Annotated in this window: 25 protein-coding genes and 2 pseudogenes; 7 read left to right on the forward strand and 20 right to left on the reverse strand. The window is 53.3% G+C overall.

The window, feature by feature from the left end; all coding sequences use genetic code 11:
* Positions 1-72: 72 nt before the first annotated feature.
* The 5 genes and pseudogenes from RHM60_RS25705 to RHM60_RS12185 all read right to left on the reverse strand — a co-directional run.
* Complete coding sequence (locus RHM60_RS25705; RefSeq protein ID WP_416195182.1) at positions 73-195, reverse strand: PDDEXK nuclease domain-containing protein; 123 nt, start codon at positions 193-195, stop codon at positions 73-75.
* Between the two features lie 176 nt (positions 196-371).
* Positions 372-1,520: an anticodon nuclease gene (locus tag RHM60_RS12170; RefSeq protein ID WP_322214527.1), complete on the reverse strand. Its 1,149-nt coding sequence runs from the start codon at positions 1,518-1,520 to the stop codon at positions 372-374.
* A gap of 1 nt (position 1,521) precedes the next feature.
* Positions 1,522-2,802, reverse strand: a complete 1,281-nt coding sequence (locus tag RHM60_RS12175) for a restriction endonuclease subunit S (protein ID WP_322214528.1) — start codon at positions 2,800-2,802, stop codon at positions 1,522-1,524.
* Entirely contained in the window at positions 2,799-3,854 is a 1,056-nt protein-coding gene (locus tag RHM60_RS12180; protein ID WP_322214529.1) for a type I restriction-modification system subunit M, read from the reverse strand. Before RHM60_RS12180 ends, RHM60_RS12175 begins: the two co-directional genes overlap by 4 nt.
* Positions 3,855-3,945: 91 nt before the next feature.
* Positions 3,946-4,359 (reverse strand): annotated as a pseudogene (locus RHM60_RS12185) (type I restriction-modification system subunit M N-terminal domain-containing protein); the annotation flags it as partial.
* Between the two features lie 754 nt (positions 4,360-5,113).
* Between RHM60_RS12185 and RHM60_RS12190 the strand changes: the two are divergent.
* Positions 5,114-5,466, forward strand: a pseudogene (locus RHM60_RS12190) (tyrosine-type recombinase/integrase); the annotation flags it as partial.
* Between the two features lie 97 nt (positions 5,467-5,563).
* Here the strand turns inward: RHM60_RS12190 and RHM60_RS12195 are convergent.
* From RHM60_RS12195 to RHM60_RS12210, 4 genes are read right to left on the reverse strand one after another with little or no spacing between them, the layout of a single operon-like run.
* On the reverse strand, positions 5,564-6,778 hold the full coding sequence (locus RHM60_RS12195) for a cation:proton antiporter (protein ID WP_322214530.1): 1,215 nt from the start codon (positions 6,776-6,778) through the stop codon (positions 5,564-5,566).
* A gap of 53 nt (positions 6,779-6,831) precedes the next feature.
* Positions 6,832-7,770 (reverse strand): hypothetical protein, encoded by a 939-nt coding sequence (locus tag RHM60_RS12200; protein ID WP_322214531.1) that lies wholly within the window; start codon positions 7,768-7,770, stop codon positions 6,832-6,834.
* A 16-nt stretch (positions 7,771-7,786) separates the two neighbouring features.
* Positions 7,787-8,056: an acyl carrier protein gene (locus RHM60_RS12205; protein WP_057008721.1), complete on the reverse strand. Its 270-nt coding sequence runs from the start codon at positions 8,054-8,056 to the stop codon at positions 7,787-7,789.
* Between the two features lie 20 nt (positions 8,057-8,076).
* On the reverse strand, positions 8,077-9,261 hold the full coding sequence (locus RHM60_RS12210) for a hypothetical protein (protein ID WP_322214532.1): 1,185 nt from the start codon (positions 9,259-9,261) through the stop codon (positions 8,077-8,079).
* A 205-nt stretch (positions 9,262-9,466) separates the two neighbouring features.
* Between RHM60_RS12210 and RHM60_RS12215 the strand changes: the two genes are divergently transcribed.
* The 5 genes from RHM60_RS12215 to RHM60_RS12235 are packed head-to-tail and all read left to right on the forward strand — an operon-like array spanning position 9,467 to position 14,566.
* The gene (locus RHM60_RS12215; protein WP_322214533.1) at positions 9,467-10,936 is read left to right on the forward strand and encodes an AMP-binding protein; all 1,470 of its coding nucleotides are present in this window, start codon (positions 9,467-9,469) and stop codon (positions 10,934-10,936) included.
* Between the two features lie 50 nt (positions 10,937-10,986).
* Positions 10,987-11,931 carry a chlorinating enzyme gene (locus RHM60_RS12220; RefSeq protein WP_322214535.1) on the forward strand — a complete coding sequence of 315 codons (945 nt, stop codon included), beginning with the start codon at positions 10,987-10,989 and terminating at the stop codon, positions 11,929-11,931.
* 53 nt (positions 11,932-11,984) lie between these two features.
* Entirely contained in the window at positions 11,985-12,896 is a 912-nt protein-coding gene (locus RHM60_RS12225; protein ID WP_322214536.1) for a hypothetical protein, read from the forward strand.
* Positions 12,897-12,934: 38 nt separating this feature from the next.
* Positions 12,935-13,186, forward strand: coding sequence for an acyl carrier protein (locus RHM60_RS12230; RefSeq protein ID WP_322214537.1), 252 nt, complete (start codon positions 12,935-12,937; stop codon positions 13,184-13,186).
* 60 nt (positions 13,187-13,246) lie between these two features.
* Entirely contained in the window at positions 13,247-14,566 is a 1,320-nt protein-coding gene (locus RHM60_RS12235; RefSeq protein WP_322214539.1) for a tetratricopeptide repeat protein, read from the forward strand.
* 62 nt (positions 14,567-14,628) lie between these two features.
* Here the strand turns inward: RHM60_RS12235 and RHM60_RS12240 are convergent, their stop codons facing one another.
* From RHM60_RS12240 to argP, 5 genes are all read right to left on the reverse strand, one after another.
* Positions 14,629-15,588, reverse strand: coding sequence for an amidohydrolase family protein (locus RHM60_RS12240; RefSeq protein ID WP_322214540.1), 960 nt, complete (start codon positions 15,586-15,588; stop codon positions 14,629-14,631).
* Positions 15,581-16,183, reverse strand: a complete 603-nt coding sequence (locus tag RHM60_RS12245; protein ID WP_057008769.1) for a gamma carbonic anhydrase family protein — start codon at positions 16,181-16,183, stop codon at positions 15,581-15,583. The genes RHM60_RS12240 and RHM60_RS12245 overlap by 8 nt, the downstream gene beginning before the upstream one ends.
* A gap of 24 nt (positions 16,184-16,207) precedes the next feature.
* Positions 16,208-17,020 carry a class I SAM-dependent methyltransferase gene (locus RHM60_RS12250; protein WP_069665331.1) on the reverse strand — a complete coding sequence of 271 codons (813 nt, stop codon included), beginning with the start codon at positions 17,018-17,020 and terminating at the stop codon, positions 16,208-16,210.
* Positions 17,004-17,483 (reverse strand): GNAT family N-acetyltransferase, encoded by a 480-nt coding sequence (locus tag RHM60_RS12255; protein WP_322214541.1) that lies wholly within the window; start codon positions 17,481-17,483, stop codon positions 17,004-17,006. Before RHM60_RS12255 ends, RHM60_RS12250 begins: the two co-directional genes overlap by 17 nt.
* A gap of 666 nt (positions 17,484-18,149) precedes the next feature.
* Positions 18,150-19,046 carry an HTH-type transcriptional regulator ArgP gene (argP, locus tag RHM60_RS12260; protein ID WP_322214542.1) on the reverse strand — a complete coding sequence of 299 codons (897 nt, stop codon included), beginning with the start codon at positions 19,044-19,046 and terminating at the stop codon, positions 18,150-18,152.
* A 349-nt stretch (positions 19,047-19,395) separates the two neighbouring features.
* Between argP and RHM60_RS12265 the strand changes: the two genes are divergently transcribed.
* Positions 19,396-19,953, forward strand: coding sequence for a helix-turn-helix domain-containing protein (locus RHM60_RS12265; protein ID WP_082638505.1), 558 nt, complete (start codon positions 19,396-19,398; stop codon positions 19,951-19,953).
* Here the strand turns inward: RHM60_RS12265 and RHM60_RS12270 are convergent.
* The 6 genes from RHM60_RS12270 to RHM60_RS12295 are packed head-to-tail and all read right to left on the reverse strand — an operon-like array spanning position 19,909 to position 25,007.
* On the reverse strand, positions 19,909-20,673 hold the full coding sequence (locus RHM60_RS12270) for a thioesterase II family protein (protein ID WP_322214544.1): 765 nt from the start codon (positions 20,671-20,673) through the stop codon (positions 19,909-19,911). The two genes, RHM60_RS12265 and RHM60_RS12270, sit on opposite strands and share 45 nt — an antisense overlap.
* Positions 20,648-21,583, reverse strand: coding sequence for a DMT family transporter (locus RHM60_RS12275; protein WP_057008709.1), 936 nt, complete (start codon positions 21,581-21,583; stop codon positions 20,648-20,650). The genes RHM60_RS12270 and RHM60_RS12275 overlap by 26 nt, the downstream gene beginning before the upstream one ends.
* A gap of 13 nt (positions 21,584-21,596) precedes the next feature.
* The gene (locus tag RHM60_RS12280) at positions 21,597-22,253 is read right to left on the reverse strand and encodes a hypothetical protein (protein WP_322214546.1); all 657 of its coding nucleotides are present in this window, start codon (positions 22,251-22,253) and stop codon (positions 21,597-21,599) included.
* A gap of 14 nt (positions 22,254-22,267) precedes the next feature.
* Positions 22,268-23,209, reverse strand: coding sequence for a chlorinating enzyme (locus RHM60_RS12285; RefSeq protein WP_057008707.1), 942 nt, complete (start codon positions 23,207-23,209; stop codon positions 22,268-22,270).
* A 13-nt stretch (positions 23,210-23,222) separates the two neighbouring features.
* Positions 23,223-23,456 carry an acyl carrier protein gene (locus RHM60_RS12290; RefSeq protein WP_057008706.1) on the reverse strand — a complete coding sequence of 78 codons (234 nt, stop codon included), beginning with the start codon at positions 23,454-23,456 and terminating at the stop codon, positions 23,223-23,225.
* Positions 23,457-25,007, reverse strand: coding sequence for an amino acid adenylation domain-containing protein (locus tag RHM60_RS12295; protein ID WP_322214547.1), 1,551 nt, complete (start codon positions 25,005-25,007; stop codon positions 23,457-23,459).
* Positions 25,008-25,088 lie beyond the last annotated feature (81 nt).

The following is a 25,088-nucleotide window of genomic DNA, read 5'->3' on the forward strand; positions in this document are numbered from 1 at the left end:
TCGCTTTCAATTTGCTCCACTGTCGGCAATTGCGACTGCACGTCCAGTGGAATGTCCTTGGTGATGAATGAGCTAACGCCCATGGCGTCTGTGGATATCACGCAACGCGTGCTTCACATCCAGTTTGTCCTTGTCTTTGCACAGGATCAGGCCAATGGTCGGCTGGTCGTCTGCGGCACGCAACTGATCGTCCACGGCGGACAGATAGAAATTGAGTTTGCCGATGTACTCCGGCTGAACCCACCGGCCTTCTGCGAGCTTTGAACGTGCTGCTTGATGGTAGCCTGCGTCTGTCGGCAATTGCTGGTGCGGGTGATTTCGCCCATGCGTTGTTCCTCTCCAACGTCACGACAACAGATCTCGTCACTCGATCAGGCGCCCGGCGCCTCTTCCTGTTGCCAATAGCCGTAGTTGGCCACCAGATGGTTCAGCAGCAACTTGACCGTCTGCTTTTCCTGCGGAGTTGGCTCAGTGACGCTCTCATTGGACAGCGTGCTGTGGCTGGTGAACTGCATAATTCGGTTCAGGTAAGCCTGCTTGTCGTCAGGCAAAAGCGCCGACCATTGCGGATAACCCAGAAAGCTGGCGGTTTTTTCGTAGAGGTTGCGCAGCAGGGTGAAGTGATAGCGCTGTACCTGGCCAGCGGCAATCGCTTGCTCAAGGGTCTGCCGCAAGTGGAGATGGTAAGAAAAACTCTTGTTTGAGTCGCCGTACTTGACGCACAGATCAAAGCTGCCGTCATCGAGACGGCCCAGTAAATAGCAACCCTCTTTTTTGCCACCCTTGTTGAGGCCAAGCTCATTGTGCAGCACGTTGTAGAAAAGCGGGCTGTGGGTGGTGATGACGAATTTCAGCTCCGACGGACTGGCCTTGATCAGCCCTGCAAGATTGACCGCCAGCTCGATAAGATGGTTTTCGTCCAGCGAACTCACCGGGTCATCAATGAACACGTACTCCAACTGATCGAACTCCCGCGTCTCACGGTCCTCCGGCTCAGGCACATTGCGGGTGCTGACGACTTGGTCTAGCAACGTGTAAAAAATACTCCAGATGAAATTGCTTTCTTCGCCCTTAGAAATCTTGAGATTCCCCGAGCCTTGGTCATCACCGCGCTCCAGCGAAAAAGTGACTTCCGAAAAGTCCGCACTGAAATGTGGGGTTAGTTTGTCGCTTGTGTAATGCTGGAAGTATCTAGCAATGTTGCCATCCTGCCCTAGGTCACGAAGCATCGCTAGCAGCCAGTCCGTGAATGAGTTTGGCTGAATCCGCAGCCTGGGCTCGGCATCCAGCGCCAAATCGTTGTCCCAATAGAATAGGTCTTCGGTAAAAGCACTGAAGTAGATAATTTTGTGGCGCGACGCCGCCGGTGTATCAAACGCCTCTTCAACGTCGCCCTTTGCGACCAACTGTTTAAACTCGCGCGACAGGCGCGTCTTGCCCGTGCCGTTGAAGGCATAGATCAGCTGCACCTTCTTATTGTTCTTTAACTGCTCGGCGATCTCAGTCAACGTCTTGCTCATTTCAGGCCACCGTCTCTTCCGGCTTGGGAAAGCTCAGCAGCAGATCGCGGTAATACTCGTATTGCTTCTGGTGCAGTTCGATCTCGCGGGGCAAGCCACCGCTGATGGAGTTGGTGAGCGTGTCAAACTTGTCAAGAATAGCGACGATACGAGCCTGTTCTGCAAGCGATCTGACATGATCATCGGGGTATGGAACAGGAATCCGAACTTCTTTTTTAAAACCCTCGATGAGTATGCGTTTAACTTTCCCGCTAGACACATGCTTAGTCTTCTGAGAATTGAATGAAGCCGTTTGCATCGCATAGGAGACGTACTTTGGATTCATTAAGTGGCGAAAAGCATAGCTATCATCGTGAATGGCCACACTCTGAGCTCCTAGCCACGCAACAGCCTTGCCTACATCCTCCACCGTTTCGCCAACGCCGGCCAAGACAACATCGCCCGGCTCCGCATAGCGCAGCGAACCAGCCATGTCATGCCGAACCTTTGAAAATGCGTGGTCCGCCCACACACCATATCGGGTATAAATTTCACCGTAGTGGATGACGCGAATGCCTTCTTCGACGTAATCAGCCTTTGTAAATCGCTTACCGCGAATGAACTCGCCAATATCTCCCAGCGCCCTCCATTTCACCTCCCCGCCTCCAAAACTCAACAACTGGTCGCGGTAATAGTTGTATTGTTTTTTGCGGGAGGTAAGCTCGGCAGTGAGCTCGGCAGTAAGCTCGGTAAAGGTATCCAAAATGCGGACAATTTTGGCTTGTATTTCTAAAGATTTTTCAGGATCACTTGGGGAGAGGAAGGGAATTTTAAATTTCCTAAAGCCATCCATATCCACCGAGGAAAAACTAGACGTCGACGTATTTTTTTTGCACCAAGCAGCCAGCAAGAAGCAGTAGTAAAAAACAAACTTCATGTTGAGAATATTAGTAAACTCCGACCTTAACTCCAAACACGTAAACCTTTGGTTGGCCAAGTGCGGAACAGTAACAAGTGCGTGCTCGCCGATCGTTGCAGAAGTTGCAATAATAATTGAATTAGCAGGGAACAGTCTTCCTCCCTTTACAGCTCCTTCTGAAATCTTTTGAATTGCGCTACCAAGTATCCGACCGTTCTGGCGGATATCTTCCATTCTAAACCAAGGAATAGTACCACTCTTCCAGTAGTCGCTATTGGATTTTGACGGCGTGTAGCCGTTTCTCAAGTAGAATACCTCTGCAACTGGCTTCCACTCCACTGCTACTCCATCCAGCAGCTTGTCCAAAAAATCCACGCCACTCATGCCTCCAGCTCCTCGCCTTCGATCTGCGCCACGATGGCACAGATCTCAGTGCGCAACTGCGCAATCCGGGCGACGGTGGCTTTCAGCTCCGCATTGAGCTGGACAATATCCACCACCTCGCGGGTTTCTCTGGCATCAACATAGCTGCTGACCGACAGGTTGTAGTCGTTGCCGGCCACCTTTTCCAGCGGCACCGATTGCGCGAAATGTTCGACGTTCGCTTTGCTGTCGAACACCTGCATGATCTGCGCGATATGCGCGTCTTCCAGCAGGTTGTTGTTGGTACCTTTCTTGAACAGCGCGCTGGCGTCGATGAACTGGGTGGTGGTGTCCTGCTTGTGCTTGGACAGCACCAGGATATTCACGGCGATGGTGGTACCGAAGAACAGGTTGGGCGCTAGCGAGATCACCGTCTCCACATAATTGTTGTCCACCAGGTATTGGCGGATCTTCTGTTCGGCACCACTGCGGTAAAAGATGCCGGGGAAGCAGACGATAGCCGCGCGGCCCTTGCTTGAAAGGTAGCTCAGCGCATGCAGCACGAAGGCGAAGTCCGCCTTGGACTTGGGCGCCAGCACGCCGGCCGGGGCAAAGCGGTCGTCGTTGATAAGCGTGGGGTCGTCGTTGCCGATCCACTTCACCGAATACGGCGGATTGGAGACGATGGCGTCGAAGGGTTTGTCGTCCCCGAAGTGCGGGGCGCGCAGCGTGTCGCCAAGCTGAATGTTGAACTTGTCATAGTTAATGTTGTGCAGAAACATGTTCATCCGCGCCAGGTTGTAGGTGGTATGGTTCACCTCTTGGCCGAAGAACCCATCCTCGATGACATGGGCGTCAAAATGCTTTTTCGCCTGCAGCAGCAGCGAGCCGGAGCCGCAAGCTGGGTCGTAGATCTTGTTGACGTTGGTCTGCTTGTGCATCGCCAACTGGGCGATCAACTTGGACACATGCTGCGGGGTAAAGAATTCGCCGCCGGATTTGCCGGCATTGGCCGCGTAGTTGGAGATTAGAAATCTCGTAGGCGTCGCCGAACAAATCGATGTGACTGGCATCGAAGGTGCCGAACTCCAGCTTGCTCACACCCTTGAGTACATCCGCCAAACGCTTGTTTTTGTCGGCAACGGTATTGCCCAGGCGGTTGCTAGTGGTGTCGAAGTCAGCGAACAGGCCCTTGATGTCCTGCTCGGAGGCGTAGCCGCTGGCCGAGCTCTCAATAGCGGCGAAGATGCGCGCCAGATCGGTATTCAGGCTGTCGTTGCTGCTCGCCTTGGCGACCACGTTGCTGAACAGTTGGCTGGGGGCAATGAAATAGCCCTTGGTCCTGATGGCGTCATCTTTGGCGGCGGCGATCAGCGGGTCAGCATCCTCCATCGCCGCGTAATTAACCGCGCTGTCGCCGCCGGTGATGTAGTCGATGAAGTTCTCGCTGATGAAACGATAGAACAGGGCGCCAAGCACGTACTGCTTGAAGTCCCAGCCATCGACGGCGCCACGCACGTCATTGGCGATAGCCCAGATCTGACGGTGCAGGGCGGAACGCTGTTGGGCACTGGTCATACTGCTTATCCTGTTTCAATGCGGTTTACATGGTCATTCCATAGCATTCGGACCTGACCTGGATTGTGTTATGTGCGTGTCGAATCGACGTTGGCACAAAGATGCTCATTCTATGTGCTCCCTTCAGTTAGATATACTGCCGTGGGCTTTCTTTGCACCCTATAATCAATAACATACCTACAAAAACACGTTGACTTTTGCGGCTTGATGACGCCTAGAAACTGCCCGCCGTGTGGATGAATGCCGATACCGTTTCTCTTGCTTTTTCCCCTGCCAGCGTAAGGATCTGCCCTATAAGGGCGGGCGGAGGGTAGCCCGAGACTTCTTACGCAGCCCCACGTTTTTGCACGTCGCAAATATGGGCGTACGTATTGCAACAGTGAATGTGCCTGCGAGAGGGGACATCGTACGCGTAGGGTAACAATCAACAGCGCAACCATTTGCTTGAGAGATTCGATCCCCGATTCGTTTGTGGGGGCGGAGCTCAAAAAGCACCGTCCATCGGAATCCAGACCACGCAGCGTTCCAACTGGTATTCCAAACAAGTTGGCCAATAAATTGTTAATCAGAAAAAACAAATAGATACCGACTTGTTTCAAATTACCCCGGCCCACCACTTTTTTACATCTAAAGACGTCCACGGACGTCTTTTTTTGTGCCTGAAATCCAGTAAATACAAGGGCTTCAGAGCTTATGGGATCTTTGGAGGGTTTCTGGGTTCCAGTCGCTTTGGTATCCCAGGTGGTATCCCGGGACCTACGGGGTCAACTCCGGGCTGATTTTTGCGAACCCCCTTAATGGAATTCGGGCGGTGTTCAAGAAACCTAAAAAGAGAACATGGCTGCGCTACCACCTGAGGAGCTTACCGAGCTCATGATGGAAATCGCGAATGCCAGCATCAAACGCACGACCCGCTGCCTGATCGAATGGCAGTTACACACGATGACCCGCCCTGCCGAAGCAGCCACCACACGATGGGCAGATATCGACTTCGACACGCGCATTTGGAGCATTCCGCCAGAGCGCATGAAAAAGCGCCGGCCGAACACAATCCCCCTCACCGATCAGGCACTTTCGTTACCGGAAACGCTCAAGCAACTCAGTGGTAGAGCATATCCAGAAGTCGCCAAATCGTCTGCTTGCCAGCGCTGCTCATACCAAGCCTCTGCACACGGGAAGGCTCCGCATTCCCGTGTGCAGAGGCTCACTCCATCAGGTATTTCCGGTGGACCTGCGGCGCCAATCCGCGTGTCAGAGGCATCGCCAGTGCAGTGCAGACCAGCGCCATCAACAGGAGTGCCGTTAGGCAGCTTTGCGAAATAATCCCTGCGTCGTAAAGCGCGCGAAGGACAACTATCTCCATCAGCCCCTTGCTCTGCATAAGCGCCCCCAGTTGCAAGGCTTCGCGCCAACTCCATCCCCACGCGTGCACGGGGATGGCTGTACTGATGATTTTAAGGCCGCTGCCCACCACCACGCTAAGCATGAAGAACATCCACGCAGGGCTGGCGCTGATGTCGAGGCTGAGCCCTGCCGATACAAAGAAGAAGGGCAGTAGCACCGCGTTACTGAAGGGGGCGGTCAGCTTGGTGAAGTGCTGACGCAGTGCCTTTGGCAAGAGCATGCCGAAAATGAAAGAGCCGATCACCGCATGCATCCCCAGCATTTCGCTGACGCTGGCTGAAAGGAAAAGCCCAACCAACACAATGCTTAGCGCACTTGTCGAAAGCTCCTTCATTTGAGTCAGGCTCTCGAACCATTTGCGTAGCCACGGACGAAATATAAACCCGGCTGCCAGCAGTACCGGCAAAAGCAGCCAAACCCAGGCGTGTTGCGCAGCATTTGGTTGTGAAGTTGCCAGCATCAGAGCGGTCAGGCAACTCCACAATAGCAGGTCATTGATGGCGGCCAAGGTGAGCGATGTGTGGCCAAGCCGACTGCTGGAAAGATTCATCTCGCGCAAAATCGCCGCCAGGACGGGAAGTGCAGTTACCCCGAAGCAAATCGAACCGGCCACGGCAAAGACCCCTGATGTGGCGCGCTCCCCCAACAGCTCCGGCCATTGATGCCCCGCCCACCAGGCGAAGCATCCGCCCCCCACCGCAGGAATGAGATAACTCAGGAAACCTGCATGCAGTACTCGGCGTGCCTGATGCTTGAGTTCGTCGAGTTCCAGTTCCATGCCGGCGATAAAGCCCACGCAGACGATTGCCAGTGCCGAGAGGCTCGACAGGGCCACGCCCGTGTTGGGTGGAAATACGCTGGCGTAAAGCTCGGGAGCCAAGCGGCCCAGCAAACTCGGCCCAATCAATATGCCACACAGGATCTGGACTAGCACGAGCGGTACGAAGCGCCGCAGTGGCAACCAGAATAACAACGGCATGCTGAAGATCAGCGACGCCTGAATAAGAAAGTTCATGGCAGGATCCTGTAGACGGGGCGCAGCGGCTGCACGTACTGAAGCGAAACTTTTCAGTTACTCGCCAGACGCAGGTCGTTAAGGTAATCAGCTTCCAGGCCCGCCAGGGCCGCACAGCGTTCGAGGACATCACGGCGGCGCAGCTTGCCGGTGACCTGCGCCATCACCATTAAGCTTTTGAGTACGCTTGCCTCCTCGGCAAAGCGTGCAACTCGCTCCTGGATGACGTCCGGCGCTGCCGTTATGGCGAGGTAGCGGGCAAAGCAATGACGTGAACCCGCCAGCAGCGTGAACACGTCATGCAACGCCCGATACTTGGTCGTATCGCACGCCAATGAGTTATCCAGCACAGGTTCAAGGTTGTGATAGAACCAAGTGTCATCGGTGCGGTTGTTCAGAAACGTTTCATGACGCCGGCGGATCACGGGTTCGATATCGCTCAGAGGCGTCGGAGTCCACTCCAGACAAAACATGCGCCGACCACCGTCATTCTGGAAAAACTGATCGAGGACTTCTTGCGGGTAGCGGTACTCGCACAGAACACTGGCGGCATTGTCATCCACAATGTCCCAGGTACCATTTGCATTCGCTTGGCGCAGCACCACGACATGCTGGGCATGCTTGCTGCGGTATTCGGGGCAATGGGCGAAGTAGTACACGTCACCCGATAAAAAGGCGCACCCATTAGCTTGGATCTGCTGGTGGATGACCGGCAGCAGGTCATCCAGGGACTCAGCGTGCTGCTCATGAAACCCCACCCCAAGCAGCGCCAGGTCTTCTTCAGCGAAGTAGGGGCTTTGCAGCGCGTACTTAGGTTTATTTTCCACCACCATTTGCTGGAAAATACTGCCTGCCGTAGGCAAGGCATTGTAGAACAGCCAGTCCACCTCGATACCTAGGCGCTTCATGAAGACTACGGCGTGTCGCTGGAAGCAATTGAGGAAGCGCCGGTCGTATAGGTGCACATCATAGGGAAACGGTCGTTCTTCCATGGGAGCGATCCTTCGCTTAAACGGTCAGGTAGTGATCCAGGAGCAGGGCCGTGACGGACGCCGGGCTGCCGAGAAACTGGGGAGCAAGATGATCGGTCTGGAACTCGACTTGGAACTGGTCTTCCAGGCGTGTGACCAACAGCATCAGTTTCATCGAGTCGATGCCCGCTTCAAGAAAAGACAGGTTTGGATTGTCCTGGACGCTCTGGGGGGCCACCTCCTTCATGAGGTGGTTGACCTGCGCCAGCACAGTGTGACGATCAACCATTTTGGTATCGAAACTCATTGTTTAACTCCATTGATCATTTATAAGCGGGCCAGCGGAAGGGACTGTGCTTGTCGACGTAATTGAGCCAACCCCAGCAGCCCGGTGGCGCTGACTACGCCGGTGCCGATCATCAATGCAGGCCCACTGGCGGGCCCGAAGATCGACGCGGTGGTGGCAAAGGTCAGCAGCAATGGCGCCGTGGCCTGCATCGAGTACGCACAGAACGTGCTGCGACTGCCAATCAGTGCGGCCTGAGCATCATTGTTGGCCGCCCGCATCAGTTGACTACGCACCACGATTCGCAGGTGATTGGTAATAAAACCCACCAGAAATGCGCCCACCATCGACAACAGCACTTGGGGGGCGAGCACCATCAGTGCATCGACCACGATCAGAGCCGTCGCAAACATTGCCAGTCGATGTTTGCTCAGTGGAATCAACGCGGCCAGGAAGGCGCCGAGGCCCGCAACGCCAGAAGCAATCCCGTAACTGGTGGGACTCCAATGGTTAACCTGTTGATAGACGATGGGCATCATGCTGTTGAATGCGCCGATATGCAGGGCGATCAAGCCCAGGCACGCCATCGCGGCATAGGGCATTTGGAAAGGTGCGGGGCTGGCTTGAGATGTCGGACGCTGCTCGTGTCCCTGAGCGGCAACCGGCACGCCGCGCTTCATCCGTGCCAGTAATAGCGCAGGGCTGAGCGCAGCGCCTGACAACGCCACGCATAGCAGGAATGTGGAATCGCTGAGCAGGCCCAACAACCCGCCCCCCGCCAGCGAGCCACTGAAACCGCCGACTTGTATCGCCGTTTGCATATAGCGCGCGGCATTATCGGCTGGTAGCCAACCAGCGACCACTCGACGAGTATTTTCGATTTCCAGCGAGCTGGCCGTGAGGAAGTCGACCGTACCCACCATCAGCGCGATTAACAAAAAAAAGCTCAGCGCCGTGGCCAGTCCGCACCATGCAAATAGGGCCGCTACAAGGAACGCCACGATGCGCAAGGCAACCAGCCACGTCGCACCAATATCGGCAGCGCGCCCACGACTCGCAAGGTCCAGCACAAATGGTACTGCGACCGATAAACACAGCACGATGCCCAGTGGCAGGGTTGATCCGGATAACTTCAGCGACATCCAGACGACCCCAGTCAGCACGGCCTGATCACAAGCCGTCGCCAGCGCAACTACAGCGTAAAACAGATAGTTTCGCGACAACATGAATGAAGCTCCGGTGGGTCTGTCGTGGATGAACGAGTGGCCAAGGCAGGGATCATCAAGGACGTCCGAAAATACCCAGGCCGTGTAAGGGGACGCAACTTGCGTTAGCAAAACTAAAGGCAACTGCAAAAACCTAACGCAACGCCCCGAGCGTGTTTACCGGTAGTAGGCTTCGAATCACCAACCGGTTGCAGGAGCGGGCAGCGTGAAGAGCGAAAGACTGGACACACTCATTACCCAACTCAAAGACAACCGGCGCAACACCGTGGTGTTTCATAGCCGCACTGATACAGAGTGTCTGCACTTCTCGCAGGTCTATGAGGCTGTTTGTCTTGTAGCGCAGCAGCTCCAAGCCCATGGCGTGGAAGCCGGTATGCAGGTCGTCCTGGTTGCAGAGAATGGCAAGTCGGCACTGATTGCCGATCTGGCTTTACTGCACCTCGGGTGTACGGTTTTACAACTTCCAGAAAAAAATCCTGAAGACGCACTGGCGGTCATCGGGCGTGCCAGCATCGCCTACTTGCTTGCCAGCGCCTCTTACGACGGCATTGCCCCTACCGATTCATGGGCACCCCTGGGACAGGTCTGTGGATTGGAATTTTTTCAAAACCTCGCGGTTGACGGTTCAACGAACGCGGTGTCCGGCCCGATCATTTTCTCTTCTGGAACCAGTGGTAAACAAAAGCAGATCAGGGTTAATAACGCGACAGTCCTGGCCAATGCGCGGGGGTTTTTCTCAGCCATTGACGCCAGGACTGACGATAGCTTTCTGATTTTTTTGCCGCTGTCCAACTACCAGCAGAAGTTACTGATCTACGGGTGCATCGACGCCGGCATCAATATCGCCGTGAGCAGCATGCAGCACGTCATGCAGGCACTTAAGCAAACGTCTCCGAGTCTGTTCCTGGCTCCTCCGCTTTTTTACGAGGCGATGTGGCGTTTGTGCGATGGCAGCGAGGGAGCGTTGCGCGAGGCATTCGGTGCAAACATTCGGCAGATGTGGAGCGGCATGGCTGCGTTGCCACTGGCCGTTCTGGATGGCTATCGCACTGCCGGCCTGCCGCTTCTGGAAGCCTACGGCATGACCGAGTATGGGCCTATCGCGGTCAATACACTGCATCACCATCGACCTGGCTCGGTGGGCCGTGCATTGGTTCCAGGCAGTGTGACGCTGGGAAGTGATGGGGAAATATTGCTCAACTCGCGGTGCCGGCTGACCTGTGGATACATCGGCCAGCCCGCAGAAGTGGAGCGCGCTGTTTATCGCGACGAAACGCTGATTGCCACTGGCGATATCGGGCGTATGGATGATGATGGATACCTCTTTATCGAGGGTCGCAAAAACGACACGATCATTACCTCCGGTGGCCTGAAAATCCATCCCACCTCCGTTGAGCAAGCCTTTAATCGTTTGCCAGGTGTGCTCCATGCCGTTGCCCTGGGAGGTAGCAGGCCGCATTTGGGACTGCTGTTGGTGGTCGAGCAGATTAATACCCGCGCGCATCAACTGATTGAAACGACCATCGACGACTATAACGCCTGTGCCACAGTCCCTATACGCAACTATTTTTTATCGACCGAACCCTTCACCTCAGAGAATGGTTTGCTCACCTTGAACTTGAAACTACAACGCCAGAATATAGCGTCACGTTATGAAACTTCCGTATTCAGCTGAGTGGTCACGCAGACAAAAAACTTACAACCTGGAAGACAAGGAGATTTAACGTGAATCAGTTAAAAGAAGACTTCGGGCTTAGTGATGAAGAAATAGCTTTTTTCTTCAAGAATGGATATGTAAAGCCCTTTAAGGTTTACGAACCGGAGGAGATGGAAAAACAGTGGCGAACGGTTCGCCTGCAAACCTTGGATCGCAGCAATGCGGTGTATGCCGACAACACGTTATCCAACGCTGGCAATAATAATCTGGCCAACTATGATCGACACTTGGATATCCCCTTTCTCGGCAGTCACGTGTGCCATCCCAAGATCGTACACAAAGTGCGCAGCCTGATGGGCAAGGATTTGCTTTGCTGGCGTACCGAGTTTTTCTCCAAGTACCCGGGCGATGCTGGCACCGACTGGCATCAGGCAAACACCTTTGCTGGCGTGGCGGGGCGTCCGCATATCGTCTGGCCCGATGATTCCGGGCGTCGAGGCACTTTGACGGCGTGGACCGCTTTCACTGATACGATGAAAGACACGGCGTGCATGGCCATCGTGCCCGGCACCCACAACATGATGCATTACGACGAAGAAAAGCGTCTGATCTTCAACCCTGAAAAAAACAATGATGTTGTCAAAGACGGTGTGCGTCGCGGGTTATGGGGTTATGACTACCGCGATTTGCAGATCGATCCCGACTGGAAGCCGGATGAATCAAAAGCCGTCTATTTCGAAATGAAAGCCGGCGAGTGCGTGATCTTCTGGTCTACGGTCCTGCATTCTTCGCTGCCCCATCTGGGCCTGACCGACAAGATGCGCCTGGGTTATTCCGCGCGCTACGTACCGCCGGAAGTGTTGATCCACCCTGATACGGACATGCTCCACGAGTTTGGCGGGGAGGTCAGCCTGGAAAACTACGGGGCGGTCGTGGTCGCGGGCGAAAACCGCTACACGCATAATCGGATCCGTGACACGAATATGCTGGGCGAGCCTTTTATTCCGGCGTGACAGCGCTTGGGTCGGATAACCTCCGGCCCTTTTCTGCGACAAGGAAGATGCGGATGCACATAACTATTGATGCATGTTCTTACGTCTTGGGCGAAATTGAACGACCCTATCAAGATGTTCCCGACTTCACAAACATGCTTGGCCGCTATGGCTATCCCGATGAGCCTTCAGTGTTTGGCTGGGGCTCTTATTTCAAGACCGAAGGCGACATCTTTGACTTGGGCATCAAGTCCGCACGTCAGACATTGGCGGCAAGCGGCGTGTCCGCAGATGACGTCGATTTCGTGATGTTCTGCTCTACCTGCTTTCCGGGAAACGAGATTGAGTACATTAATTACAATGTTCGAATTCAAAAAAGTCTTGAATTGAAAAAAGCATTCCCCATCGGCATCACATTGAATAATTGCGTTAGTTTCATGAGTGCGATCGTGATGGCGCAACACCTGGTGCTGAGTGGAACGTATAACAATGTGTTGATCATCACCGCTGACAAGGTGTACGACGAATCCATACGCTTTAACAACTTCGCCTTACTCAGCGATTCGGCTGCCAGTTGCATGGTTTCCCGGCGTGAAGTCGCTGGCCTGCAAATATGCTCGGCTGGTTTCGGTGTCAGCCAGGACCCGATGACGTCCAACCATGGAAAAGATGAGCCTGAGCTATATGGGCGAATCCTCCAAAACGTATTGGCTGACGCAGCCACCCCCTTGAACGAGGTCAGCAAAGTTTTTTGCAATAACATTTTCCGTCCCGTCACGCAGCTCAAGGAAATCCGCCTCGGTTTTTCTCGCCGCCAACTCTATCTGGATAACGTTGCTCGCTGCGGGCACTGCTTTTCAGCGGATACATTAATCAACTATCTCGACTACACCCGACAGACTCCGCCCGCTGAGGGTGAGAAATTTCTGTTCTCGGTCGATGCACCCAATCTGCGAGCCAACATGCTCGTTCAATACAAACAATAGCCGAGCCGACTCACCCATCCGCTCCCCGGAGAAACGCCATGAACATGCCCATCCAGCAATCCCAAACCCAGACCGGTGCCAACCCTTTGCCGACGGTCCTCGCCATTTGGGCTGAGGTGCTCAAGCAACCGGCTCAAAACGAACAGGCGGACTTCTTCGACGCTGGCGGTAACTCCATGCTGCTGATCGCAATACTGAACCTGATCCACGAGCGCCTTGACCGTGAGATTAGTCCGGCCGCGCTGGTCCACGGTATCACCCCTGCCCGGCTGGCTGAGCTGGCAGCTTGAGGATGAACAGGCCTGGATATTTTCAATGGGCTACGCAGAGACCGACAGGAAGGAATTTGTATGATCGAGTTCATTGATCCTCGTGGCGTACCTGTGCGAGTGCAGGACGCCGCCGAAGCAGACGAATTGGAGAATGCCCTCACCGGCATTCTTGGGATGGAGTTCGATCCACTTCCCCTGCTTCAGCAGCGCGAAGTGCGTTGCCCTGTTTCGCGGCTGATCGAGTGCGCAGCCAGGCTGTCGAGTATGGAAGATCGACAGATTCATCAGGCAAAGGGGCTGCTCGACAGCCTGGCTCATGAAGAGCTTGATCAACGTGAGCAGGGGCACCTGGCAGCTTGCAATCACTGGGTCAATCAGGACTACGAGCTCGCACATGGCTGCTGGCGTGAGTTACTGACCCGACATCCGCGGGATGTGGTGGCCTTGTTCAGCGTACACATGCTCGAGTTCAATATGGGCTGGACGGAGCGGATGCGTGAAACCCTTGTTTCAGTCACACCCTACTGGGGGCCGTCACATCCTCACTATGGTTACGTACGCGGTATCGAGGCCTTTGCCCTAGTGGAAAACGGTGACTATGACACCGCCAGCATCGCGGCAGAGTGTGCGTTGGCAATCAATCCCCGGGATATCTATGCAATACATGCAGCCTGTCATGTCGGGTATGAGCGTGGGCATTACGCGCAAACCCTGAAGTGGCTGGACGATACCCAGAGTAATTGGGCGACTAATCCATGTATGCGCATTCACCTATGGTGGCATCACGCGCTGTTTAATCTTTACATGCAGCGCCCGGAGGACGTGCTACACACCTTTCATCAGAAAATCAGAATCAAGAATGATCCCGACGGGTATGAAGACCTCGACGCTGTCAGCCTGCTATGGCGCTTGTCACTGACTGGCGTGGATGTCTGCGAGCTATGGCAGGAAGTCGCGCAACATTGGATGCCGTCGATCGACCAATCTCAGTACTGGTTTAATGATGTGCATTCGATCATGGCCATGGCCAGCTCTAATCATCAGGTCTTGGTGCAGCGCATCCTGCGGCGTATCGACGCCACTTACGGCAAAGTCCCGCAGGTTGCCACTGTGACACGCACCGTGTGCCAAGGGTTGGTTGCTTTCCAGCAAGGCGACTACGCTGCTGCTTATGAATTGTTGAGCAATATCCTGCCGGCGGTGCGTGCCATTGGGGGCAGCAACGCGCAACGCGATCTCCTGGAGTTGACCACGATCGAAGCGGCGATCCGAGCACGCAAGTTCGACAAGGCCGAGCAGCTCATCGAATGCGGACGCAGCTTGCGTCATCCTTCGCCGTTTCGTACGTTTTTTGTCGATCGCCTACGGGATCAGGAGCCGATCCACCGGCGTGCATGAGCGGATCAACACGGGCGCTGCATTACGCCAAAGGACGTAATGCACTACGCTCCAGGCCGTCGTCATTGCGCGTGCATTGGACTCCTGTCAAGCAGTCGCTGCATGTTTGCGGCAAATATCAAACTGGCTTCGTGATGGCTTATACCCTGAGCGGGATCGAGAATGAACGCATGCAGGCGTTTGTTGATCACCTCATGATTATTGATTGGCCAGTCCGTCCCGAAGATGATCTTGTGATTGATCTCACTATCGAACAATGTCTTCAACGACGCGGCGTTACCGCGAGCATCGATCGCGTGTTGAGCGCCACTCACATCCAAGTAGACGTTGGGTCGGTATTTGCACAACTGAATACACTGTGCCTGATCATTGACCGCACCATGCGCCAGGATAAACGGTGTGTCACGGTAGCGTCGTGCAGGCTCGTCCACCCACATGGCCTGGGCCTGGGCGAAAGACAGCACGGGAGAAGTGGGCCCGATGTGCAGCAGCACTGGAAGGCGATGGGCGTTGCAATACTCGTAGAACGGTGTCAGCAGCGGATCATTGGCTTGGTATCCACAGGGCGGATAGAGTTTCAAGCCGCTGAACCCATACTCCTCGACACCTCGAATGAACAGCTCAAGCCCGTCCCTGCCCCAGCGCGGGTCGACGCCGGCAAACACCTCAAAGCGTCCGGGATGACGCCGGAGAATGTCCCGGTGCTCGTTGAACATTTCTTCTATGTTCAGTGGTGTATCCGGCAATGCAAAGGAAAAGTCTGGCAGTAACAATACCGAGCGATTGACGCCCGCTCGGTCCATGGCGGCGATTTGAGCATCCCCCTGGTGGTCACATAATTCGCGCAGAAACTGGTCGACAATCCTTATTTTTGCAACCGGGTACCCGCTGGCGCGAAGCTTCACTTCGATATTTTCCGCCACGCCTTCCAGGAAACTCAATGGCGTGAAGTGCGTGGACGCGATGTGGCTGTGGCCGTCAATAACGGTCAGTGCGCGGGTGCTGTCGGAGTCATCATTCATCGTCCACCTGCTGCTTGCGCAGGAAGCGTGCGTACCGCTCCATAATTTGCTTGACCACCCCGTCTGTCTCCCGATCAACGCCGAAAACGTAACCTGGGAAATCCAGTTCCTTCTGTACGCTCCAGATTTGCTCGTGCTGGTCCGGAGAAAAGAATTGAGCGGGATCGCCCACGGCGATCCAGCCAATCGGCAGCGTTGCGCCGCTCTCCACCACCGTCTTGATGTGAACGACCGCGTTGATGCGCAACTCCGCGCCCTTGCCGATGCGCGCTCCGTTAAACACGGATGCGCCCGTGGCGACAAAAACCTCATCGCCGATACGGCAACCGGTCAAATGGCTATGTGGCCCTACCAACACGTGGTTTCCGATATGGCAATCATCATGGGACGTGCTGCGAATCACGGCATGCTCCATGATGACGCAATCCTCCCCGATGGTCAGTGTACCTCCTTGCGCAACCAGGACCGCGCCGTGGCTTATAACGGTGCCCGCACCGATGGTGATATTGCCTTCCAGAATGGCGCTAGAGGCAACTTGGGCAGTCGAGGCGATGGCCTGGCGTACAACGGCATTGCGTTCGGCTTTGTCAGTCATAAAGTGCTCCATGATTCCATTCAGTTACTGTTTCTCTCCAGAAACAAAGAATACGCCTATGCCTGCCCATCCGCCCGGCCCCTCGATGCATTCCTTGACGGCCACCATTTCACGCTGGGCCTCCTGCAACTCGTTTTCTGGAATCACTTCCATCTTGTAACCAAAGACCAAGTCACAGAACGCCGTCGCACCGATCAATGATGTCGAGACCAAGAGCATGCTGCACCGAATATCAGCGTATCCGGCTTCTTCCAGGTAGCTCGCCAGCTTGCTGCCCACATGTCGATCCCCGCCTCGGGCGGCCTGAGCTCGAGCAACACGTGCCAGGAAGGACTGCAGTTGAGGAGGGTTTGGTGCCGACCCGAACCACCGGTCGTCGATATCGCATATGCACAGGCGTCCTGCGATAGACAGGCTGCGGTGAATGTTGCGCAGGGCCAGCAAGGGATCGGACAAATGCTGGAAAACCAGGCGTGCATAGCTGAAGTCGAAGGACTCAGGTTCAGCCAGGTTATCGTCGTAGAGATTGGCCTGGCGAACCTGAGCCTCGTCGAACCCCTCACTGACCAGTTGCCGGCGCGTCTCCGTTATGCTGGTTTGATTGCAATCAAGCGCCACAAGCCGGCTCGGCTGGGTTCGTAGCGCAATCTGCGTGGTAATGATGCCTGGACCGCAGCCCACATCCAGGACTCGTTGCCCTTGAGCCAACCCTGCTTGTCGCAGGTGTTCGAACTCCAGGTCCAGCGCGATACCCGCCTGTGATTTCAAGCGTCGCAAGGAGTCTTCGTTGTCACGAAAACTGCCCAGCTGATACGACTCATCAACGATCAATGCCATGGGTAGTGCTCTCCATTTTTTTCTGTAGCCAGACTATGTCGACCCGATGATTCTCCAGTCTCGCAATCTGGGGGATGCGTACGCATTCTGAAAAACCCTGGGAGATACAACCGCGCGCACTGGCGTGATTAGGCCCCAGAATAATTGCGACCAAAGACTCGAAAGCCGCTGCCCGCGCGCAGTCCTCAAGGGCGCGCAACAATCGAATACCCACGCCACGGGCTCGCATGTCACGTCGTACATACACGGCGACTTCAGCCATTGTTTGATCGTCAGGCCGGGCGGAAAACGGCTTGAGCGCACCCCATGCAATGGTGTCGCCCGCGTTAGAGAGATAAACCAGCACGGCAAAGCGCGGATGTTCTCCGAAATAGGTCAATGCGAACTTTTTGATATCGTGATGGGGAACATCGCAGTTGGCAAATACCTTATCGGCGATCGCCTGGTTATACGTTTCTACCATTGACGGTAAGTCTGCAGGGACGGCTGGCCGAATCATCTAGAGGAGCTTCCGATAGAAGACATTCAATGTAGAGTCTGCGCTGGCAGTGACCCTACCTCCGAGCACAAAAGGACTGGCGCAGTACCAATCGATGTGCGCACTCATCTTACTGTCAATAAGGCTGATCATTGTATGAACTCCCTGTTTCGTCCCCTCACGTGCACAGGCGGTAGCCAAACTATCAAATGTAGAAGGACACGAGGAGGTTTCATCACTGTGCAGAACTAACTTCATACTCCCGTCATAACCTGCACGTTCATGAAAGCGAAAATACACGGCCCAGCCCAATCGGCTGCCATATCGATCGGTACAGCAATAAGCCCCCCCCGGTCGGTGCGGGTTGAATACTTCTGCCACGCACTCATCCGGGCATGAAAAACGCGGGGCCAGTACGTACTTCCAGGTGACTTCATCTTTGCTGTCAATGAGGAGTTGCAACAAGGCATCAGGTGACAAGGGCTGTGTGTGATGATCTCGGTGTCTACAGATGGTCACAGTGGCACGCCCTCGCTTACCTGATTTTGAATCATTTCATTCTACGCCCAAGCCATTAACACCGGCATCGCGTTAGTTTTTTTAAAGCTCAATAACTTTCACTTAGCCGACTTGACTTCGGCGCAAAAAAAATCATTCGCATATTGATTTCAGGGACGTGCTCGCGCTATCAATAATCCGCTTACCGACAACCTCGTTGACTACGGAGTGATTCGTCCAACCATGCCAGTAGAGGGGTTCCAGATGGCTGCGTTGGGGCATCAAGTCCACTAACTGCCCATCGGCAATATGAGGAGCAGCGATATCCATGGGTATCAACGTATAGCCAATTCCGGCTAACACAGCCTCCTGAACCATGGGTAATGAAGGAAGATAATGGCAAGGAAAGCTCTCGATAGAGACCCCTAGCAGCTTGCGCAGGAAGGCTGTATGGCGCGTATCATTGCGGCCTCGTGTGATGGCTGGCGCGTCAAGCAGTGCATGCACACCCAAGCCCTTCGCAAAATGGCGGTGCATAAAATCGGGTGTGCTGACGCACTTATATTCCATAGCACCAAGCGCATGCACTTCAAAACCATCAAGTGGCTCGGCAATGACTGACACACATCCTTGAACGTCTCCGCGTTTCAGAATATTCAAGTTACAGCAACGGTCATCTGAAATAATTTCGACGCAAACCTGTTTAGCCTTCATCAGCTCTATCAACAAAGGCGCAAGCCATGTAATGAGCGAGTCAGGATGAACACCAATAGCCACTTTTGACTGCATATTATTTTTATGCCGCAGCAACGTGTGCACGTCATGCTCAAGTGAGCGCAGTGTCGATACATGCTGAAGCAAGACTTGCCCAGCTGACGTGGGATGGATGGGGCGCTCACGAACAATTAAAATGGTTGAAAGCGAGTTCTCCAATGATTTTATGCGTTGCGATATAGCACCGCCAGTAATGTTAAGCGCTGAGGCTGCACGCTCAAAGCTTTTATATTCAATGACACACGCAAATGCTTCCAGCTGTTGGCGATCTAACATGTCGACCTCCTTATAGACCATTCGGCGTTATCGAGTTCAATAATGCACACGCGTGAACATATGGGTATTCATGGCAATGTTGCCACTACACAATTTCACTTGGCAGTTATCCGAAAAGCCGGACAGGTTGAAGAAGGGATATGCAGTGGGGACCGCAGCTCTCTGTGGAAAGATAGTGCACGTTGACTTAATGTCATGTCTTTATTTTCACGAATACCAATCAAGACGTTTGCGGCCTGAGGTCGCAAAGACTACAGCCTAAACAGATAAGGATGCCGCTATAGAAGACCCTCAACTTTACTAACTCGTCTTACTTCTATATCATTGGATTTTTTATGGAGCCATTAACATGCAACAGAAAGACAGACTCAAAAAGACGTGCACGGATATTGGTAACAAAGTCAAAAACCTGCGAAATATAAGAGGGTTATCACTTAGTGAACTTTCAAAACTTTCCGGGGTTTCAAAAGCTGCACTTTCGCAGCTTGAATCAGGAAACTCCAACCCCAGAATTGATACTCTTGACTCAGTCGCTATCGCTCTGCGCTTACCCTTGGGTGATCTGCTTTTAAGTCAGGAAAACATTTATCCGCGCATTGAGCGATTCAAAGAAAAAACTGGCAAACTGTCTCAAGACATGCTGTTTCGGATCAATCTCGGGAACATATCTGAAATCTGGAATCTCCGCATGGACCCCGAAGTAGTTATCAACAGCCCCGCACACAACCGGGGTACAAAAGAGCATATATTTGTTCATGAGGGCATTTTAACACTGGACATCGACGGCGTAAAAGAGACGTTAAATAAAGGTGACTTCTACGCATTTTCTGGTGATTCCGATCATTCGTATCAAAGTCACAATTTATCCGTTCAGGCGACAGTTGTCATGTCTTATGCTACCGGTTGACGTGCTGAGTTCGCATGTTTCGTAGAAAGCTATCAGTTCGTTGAACACGAGCCGGGAGTGAGACTGAAGAACGAAATGTCCACCCGATACACTGACCAACTTTATTGGTGCACCAAAGAGCTCCTGCCATTTATCCATATCTGATGTTACCAATGGGTCATCGCACCCATAAATAATGAGAACCGGTGCATTGCCTAATAAAGGCAAGTTGAAAGGCACCTGATCGGCTAAAAGCAAGTCATCGGTCAACTTCCTGAACAGTTGATTTCTCAGCCACTCATCTGCCATCACACTGTCCGACACCCCACCCATTTGTTCGCAAAAATCGTTTAGAAAGTCAGTCCGCTTTTTTTCAGGGACACCTCTTAAATAGTATCGGCGCTTATGGATTGGTTCGTTCGCTAACAGCACAAGCGTGATAGACCTTTCCGCCTGGGCGATCCTCATGTGGTGCGCAACCAACAACGCAAGGTACGCGCCAAAACTATAACCAATAATGACGACAGGGCCAGTTTCAGGAATAACACGTATCAGGTCTGATAACACATCAGCCAGCGCAGTGACCGGCAACTCACTACGCCGTCGCCCACGCCCGGGCAATTCGTAGACGGTAACATTGAACCTCCCCTGAAGGACTGCAGAGAACTCACGCAGCTCCGACGCACTGCCGCCCGCATGAGGTATGAGCACCGCATCAATTAGATCGTTTTTGCAGAGCATCTCGATTCTCCTCTGCCCATCGCCCTAACAGTGCAGCAGCTACAATCATGACGCCGCCCACCATCTGAACGATATTGAAACTGTCTTTCACGATGAGCACTGCAAACAGCGCTGCGAAGAACGGCTCAAGCGATAAGATGAGTCCGACTCGTGTTGAGCTGGAGACCTTTGCAGCGTAGAGCTGCATGATAAAAGCAAAGGCGGTCGCAAAAACGCTCAAGAACACTATGTATGCCCAGAGTTCTGCAGTGAGACCGTCGAACTGGGACGCTTCAAAACCTCCGAAGACAAGAACATTGATAGCTGCCAGCGACGCGACTACAACAAGCTCAATCAGCGTGATATTGGTGAGCGAAAACTTTTCCCCTGGGCTTTTCCTGCCAAACATGTAGATCTGATAGCCCCGAACCAGGGCGGCCAGAAGAATCAGCGCATCGCCTGAATTGGCTCCCGAAAACCCGCCCTTCCCGAAACATAGCAATCCACAACCGACAATCGAGATGCCTCCCGCCATGAAGACGGCGCTGTGCTGTTTGCGTCCCCCCAGAATTCGCTCAAAGAAAGGAACCAGCACGACCGACACTACGATAAGAAATCCAGCGTTTGAGGCGGTCGTGTATTTAACACCGAGGGTCTCGAAAGTCAGAATCACGTACAGCAGTGCGCCGAAGAACACACCGCTGACGACCTCCCCCTTTTTGATATTGAAAATGGATTTTCTTGCCCCTAATGCCATGAACGGTATCGCCAGCAGAAACCTGAGCATGAGAAATAAAGGCACGCCCACACCCGCATGAACGATGATTTGCATTAACGAGTAGCTGGCCCCCCAGGCAATGGCGACAACAAGAAGTCCAAGATCAATCAGATAAATTGTTGACCGGGGAAGCCTTTCACTCACTTCACTCATGATACCGCCTCCCTTATTGATGATTGACGTCGTAACTCACCCTCAACACACCCTTTTTCAACTTGAGGGACTTGATTTGAAACTCGACGAGTCTTGCCGTTTTATCGATATGGGTGCCTGCACATTGCATCGCGTCGAAACCCTCGATCAGGCAGTACCTCACGCCCGCTTCATCCCAGGTCTTGACGTCCTTTCCAGACAGAATCAGCTCCTGAATTCGCTGCTCCACTTTTTGTTTCAGCTCATCATCGACCGGCAGTGCGCCTTGTGCGGCGAGAAACTCAACCCTCGACTCCCCCGGAAAATGGTGACCTGACTTTGCAATCCACCCCATCTCACCCAACACCCAATTGATCATGTGCCCGGCAGTGTGCAAAGCGGCGTGGCGTTTCCTGAGCTCGGCATCGATTGAAACATCGACGCGCTCGCCAACGCTAAAGACGTGATCAGTATCCACATGGAGCACTACCAGACCATCCTGATGGCGCGAAAATGAAACCGCTTTATCATTTACCCAACCGCAATCGGAAGGTTGCCCGCCGCCCTGCGGATGAAATAAATTATCCTCAAGCGCAATCCATTGCCCTCTATCATCCGTGCCCACACCACACACAGATGTGGAGGCGTGATAATGATAGGTATCGCTCAGATAAGTAAGGTGCTGCTCCATGATGGCGTTCTCGATTAGACAGTCAGCTTATTAAAGGGCTTGCCGCGAAGTGTTTTTTCAGCAATGGCATTTTTTGGATTCAGACTTTGCCCAGCCACCACGACACTGCCAAACTTCTCAAGTGATGTTTTGCCGCCATACTCGTGAACGGTATCGGTGTCAGGATAGATATCGACGAAGCTGGGTGCATAGCGCGTTGCGAACCCCATTCGGTCATCTTTTTTTGACGTGTTGGGATAAGACGCGTGCATTAATGTCGACCAGAAGATCACGCATTGCCCCGCTTTCATGACCAGAGGCACTGCCATCGCCTCGTCCGGCTTCCAGTCAGGGTCGACTTGAAGTTCACGGTAGTCATAACCGAAGAACCCGCGCTTTTTCCCTTCCTTCTCAAGCGTATTGACGCTGTCGCCGTCATATTCCATGCGCTTGGTTTCGTCGTAGTTCATCTTGAGATGGGTGCCTGGCATGATTTCGAGGCATCCATTTTCGATGGTCGAATCAGTGAAGGCGGTCCAGACAGTCAATGTACCTTTCCCAAAAGCGGACTCGGTTTCACCTGGCCACAAAATTTGCGGCTTACCACTGGCATTGGCAAACGTGTCGGCCTGATGCCAATCGGTACCTTCATCGCCTGGGTATTTTGGGAAAAACTCTGTGCGCCAGCAGATCACATCGGGCCCCAGAATGCCGGTCACGGGAGCAACAATCTTCAAATTCGTGACGTGCTCCGCGAGCTTGTCGACATCCAGGTGTCGATCATAGTTGGATATGTTGGTCCCGCTGCCAAAGGAGTCTGCCGGATACGCTGCGCTGCTCCGGTCAGGCAGCGCTCGTCTGACTTCATTCCAGATGGCATGCATATCTTCAGGCGTGTAAATCGTCAAAGGTCCGATGAAGCCATTTTTTTCAAAGGAAGCCAGTTGTTCTTCCGTGAGAAAATAACGTTTGTCCATGGTCATCTCCCTGTTACTGATTCAACGAATGATTGATGGCGTCCGCAATGCTTTTATTGAATAGTTTCTCGATTGAAACTTCAATGTCGTACTTTTTACGAAGGCGCTTATTCAGCTCAAGGGCAATCATTGAATTACCGCCAACATCAAGAAAGTTTTCGTCTTGGGCCACCGGGTTTTCCAGTGCCTCTTCAATCCAGGCCGTGTAGTCTGCGGTAATATCCGCCTTCAACGTATCTTCCAACATTCAGAGTCCCTCCAGATTATTTTTGATAACACGCTTGTCAACTTTTCCATTAACGGTCTTTGGAAACACTGGAATTTTCTTGTAACGCAACGGGTGCATGTAACCGGGAAGCGTTTTCCTCGCGCGTTGCTTGAGTTGTTTGACGGTACTGGCTTCGTCACTGGACGAGGAAAAGCAACAGAACAGGTAATCGCCCCATTCAGCGTCTTTAAAAGGAAGCACACAGACTTCAAGCACATCCGCCACCTGCTCAAACGTCGACTCGATATCGCCCAACTCTATCCGGTAGCCATTAATTTTGACTTGCTGATCGGCGCGACCTATATAAATAAGGTCGCCGTTGTCCGCCACATCGACTAGATCCCCCGAACGATAAAAGCGTTCGTGATACCCCTCGCGCATTATGAATCTCTCTGCCGTCAACTCGGGCCGGTTCAGGTAACCGTCCGCAACCTGAGGACCACTCAGTATCAACTCTCCACCTACAGTGTTCGGCGACTCTTTGAGTACCTGATACGAAAATCCCGGTAACGGCTTACCAATCACGGAAGAAGGCTCTAAGGACTCTTTCTGGGTCAGAATATGCAGCGTGGCATGTACAGTAACTTCGGTGATGCCATACATATTGACCAAGGCCGGCCTGGAATCGCCAAAAACGCTGAACCAGTTTCGCAGTGTGCTCGGGTTGAGCCTCTCACCACCAAATATGATGAATCGCAACGCCAGTTCATCAACGGGAAGTTGCACCAGCGATTCCGCGTTGATTGCAAATGCAGACGGTGTCTGGTTAAGGACGGTCACCTGTTCGGTTTTGATAAATGCCGCAAACCGATCCGGCGACAACTTTATTTCGGTTGTCGGTATCAGCAGCTTGCCCCCGAACCCCAGCGCACTTGATATTTCCCAGACAGAGAAATCAAACGCATACGAGTGATACAAAACAACGATGTCTGCGTGATTGAATTGAAAAACGGGCTGGGTGCCTTCGAACAAAGCGGCCACATTGCCATGTGTAATCGGTACACCTTTCGGTCGCCCAGTGGTTCCGGAGGTGTAGATGACGTAGGCGCGTTGATGGGAGCCAACAGCCGCAAAGGCATACCCGTCAGTGTCCGGTTGTACCAACTGAGAAGCCGGTATGAACGTTTTTTCATCCCTAAGCGAGCTGTCAGGCTCTCCGACGATCAACCTGGGATTACAGTCGCAAAGGATGGCTGTGTTTCTTTGTACTGGAGCGGACTTGTCCAAAGGCACGTAGGCGGCGCCGCAGAGTTGGACCGCCAGTAAAACAGCGATCAAATCAACCGACGGCGTCATTTCGACAGCGACGAAGTCAGACGACATCACACCCCGTTCACGGAGTCCGCACGCCAGTTGTTTGACTAAACGTGCCAGTTGACCATATGAAAGTTCACAGACCGAGTCCTTTGCAGCCAACGTATCCGGAGAGGTAGCCGCGATGTTGAAGAAGCGCTCGATCACCAGCGATTCGCCTACAGCGCCGTTGTCACTTCTTACAGGGACAGAATCCGTTTTCTCCGGGGCGTTCATTTCTGGCATCCGTTCCGCTTAAAAGACGATCGGACACTATAACGAACATTTTTTTAAGTCAAGCATGACCCATCAAGGTTT

This window comes from Pseudomonas sp. MH9.3 (genome assembly GCF_034354675.1).
Taxonomy (GTDB): Bacteria; Pseudomonadota; Gammaproteobacteria; order Pseudomonadales; family Pseudomonadaceae; genus Aquipseudomonas.

Excerpts from the sequence above, each read along its gene's own strand:
- RHM60_RS12270 (WP_322214544.1), bottom strand. The coding sequence starts at position 20,673 with ATGCTCTGCAAAAACGATCTAATTGATGCGGTGCTCATACCTCATGCG.
- argP (WP_322214542.1), bottom strand. The coding sequence starts at position 19,046 with ATGTTAGATCGCCAACAGCTGGAAGCATTTGCGTGTGTCATTGAATAT.
- RHM60_RS12290 (WP_057008706.1), bottom strand. The coding sequence starts at position 23,456 with ATGTTGGAAGATACGTTGAAGGCGGATATTACCGCAGACTACACGGCC.
- RHM60_RS12210 (WP_322214532.1), bottom strand. The coding sequence starts at position 9,261 with ATGTTGTCGCGAAACTATCTGTTTTACGCTGTAGTTGCGCTGGCGACG.
- RHM60_RS12295 (WP_322214547.1), bottom strand. The coding sequence starts at position 25,007 with ATGAACGCCCCGGAGAAAACGGATTCTGTCCCTGTAAGAAGTGACAAC.
- RHM60_RS12265 (WP_082638505.1), top strand. The coding sequence starts at position 19,396 with ATGCAACAGAAAGACAGACTCAAAAAGACGTGCACGGATATTGGTAAC.
- RHM60_RS12285 (WP_057008707.1), bottom strand. The coding sequence starts at position 23,209 with ATGGACAAACGTTATTTTCTCACGGAAGAACAACTGGCTTCCTTTGAA.
- RHM60_RS12175 (WP_322214528.1), bottom strand. The coding sequence starts at position 2,802 with ATGAGTGGCGTGGATTTTTTGGACAAGCTGCTGGATGGAGTAGCAGTG.
- RHM60_RS12195 (WP_322214530.1), bottom strand. The coding sequence starts at position 6,778 with ATGAACTTTCTTATTCAGGCGTCGCTGATCTTCAGCATGCCGTTGTTA.
- RHM60_RS12230 (WP_322214537.1), top strand. The coding sequence starts at position 12,935 with ATGAACATGCCCATCCAGCAATCCCAAACCCAGACCGGTGCCAACCCT.
- RHM60_RS12250 (WP_069665331.1), bottom strand. The coding sequence starts at position 17,020 with ATGGCATTGATCGTTGATGAGTCGTATCAGCTGGGCAGTTTTCGTGAC.
- RHM60_RS12225 (WP_322214536.1), top strand. The coding sequence starts at position 11,985 with ATGCACATAACTATTGATGCATGTTCTTACGTCTTGGGCGAAATTGAA.
- RHM60_RS12180 (WP_322214529.1), bottom strand. The coding sequence starts at position 3,854 with ATGCCAGTCACATCGATTTGTTCGGCGACGCCTACGAGATTTCTAATC.
- RHM60_RS12205 (WP_057008721.1), bottom strand. The coding sequence starts at position 8,056 with ATGAGTTTCGATACCAAAATGGTTGATCGTCACACTGTGCTGGCGCAG.
- RHM60_RS12255 (WP_322214541.1), bottom strand. The coding sequence starts at position 17,483 with ATGGTAGAAACGTATAACCAGGCGATCGCCGATAAGGTATTTGCCAAC.
- RHM60_RS12235 (WP_322214539.1), top strand. The coding sequence starts at position 13,247 with ATGATCGAGTTCATTGATCCTCGTGGCGTACCTGTGCGAGTGCAGGAC.
- RHM60_RS12200 (WP_322214531.1), bottom strand. The coding sequence starts at position 7,770 with ATGGAAGAACGACCGTTTCCCTATGATGTGCACCTATACGACCGGCGC.
- RHM60_RS12275 (WP_057008709.1), bottom strand. The coding sequence starts at position 21,583 with ATGAGTGAAGTGAGTGAAAGGCTTCCCCGGTCAACAATTTATCTGATT.
- RHM60_RS12240 (WP_322214540.1), bottom strand. The coding sequence starts at position 15,588 with ATGAATGATGACTCCGACAGCACCCGCGCACTGACCGTTATTGACGGC.
- RHM60_RS12245 (WP_057008769.1), bottom strand. The coding sequence starts at position 16,183 with ATGACTGACAAAGCCGAACGCAATGCCGTTGTACGCCAGGCCATCGCC.
- RHM60_RS12170 (WP_322214527.1), bottom strand. The coding sequence starts at position 1,520 with ATGAGCAAGACGTTGACTGAGATCGCCGAGCAGTTAAAGAACAATAAG.
- RHM60_RS12280 (WP_322214546.1), bottom strand. The coding sequence starts at position 22,253 with ATGGAGCAGCACCTTACTTATCTGAGCGATACCTATCATTATCACGCC.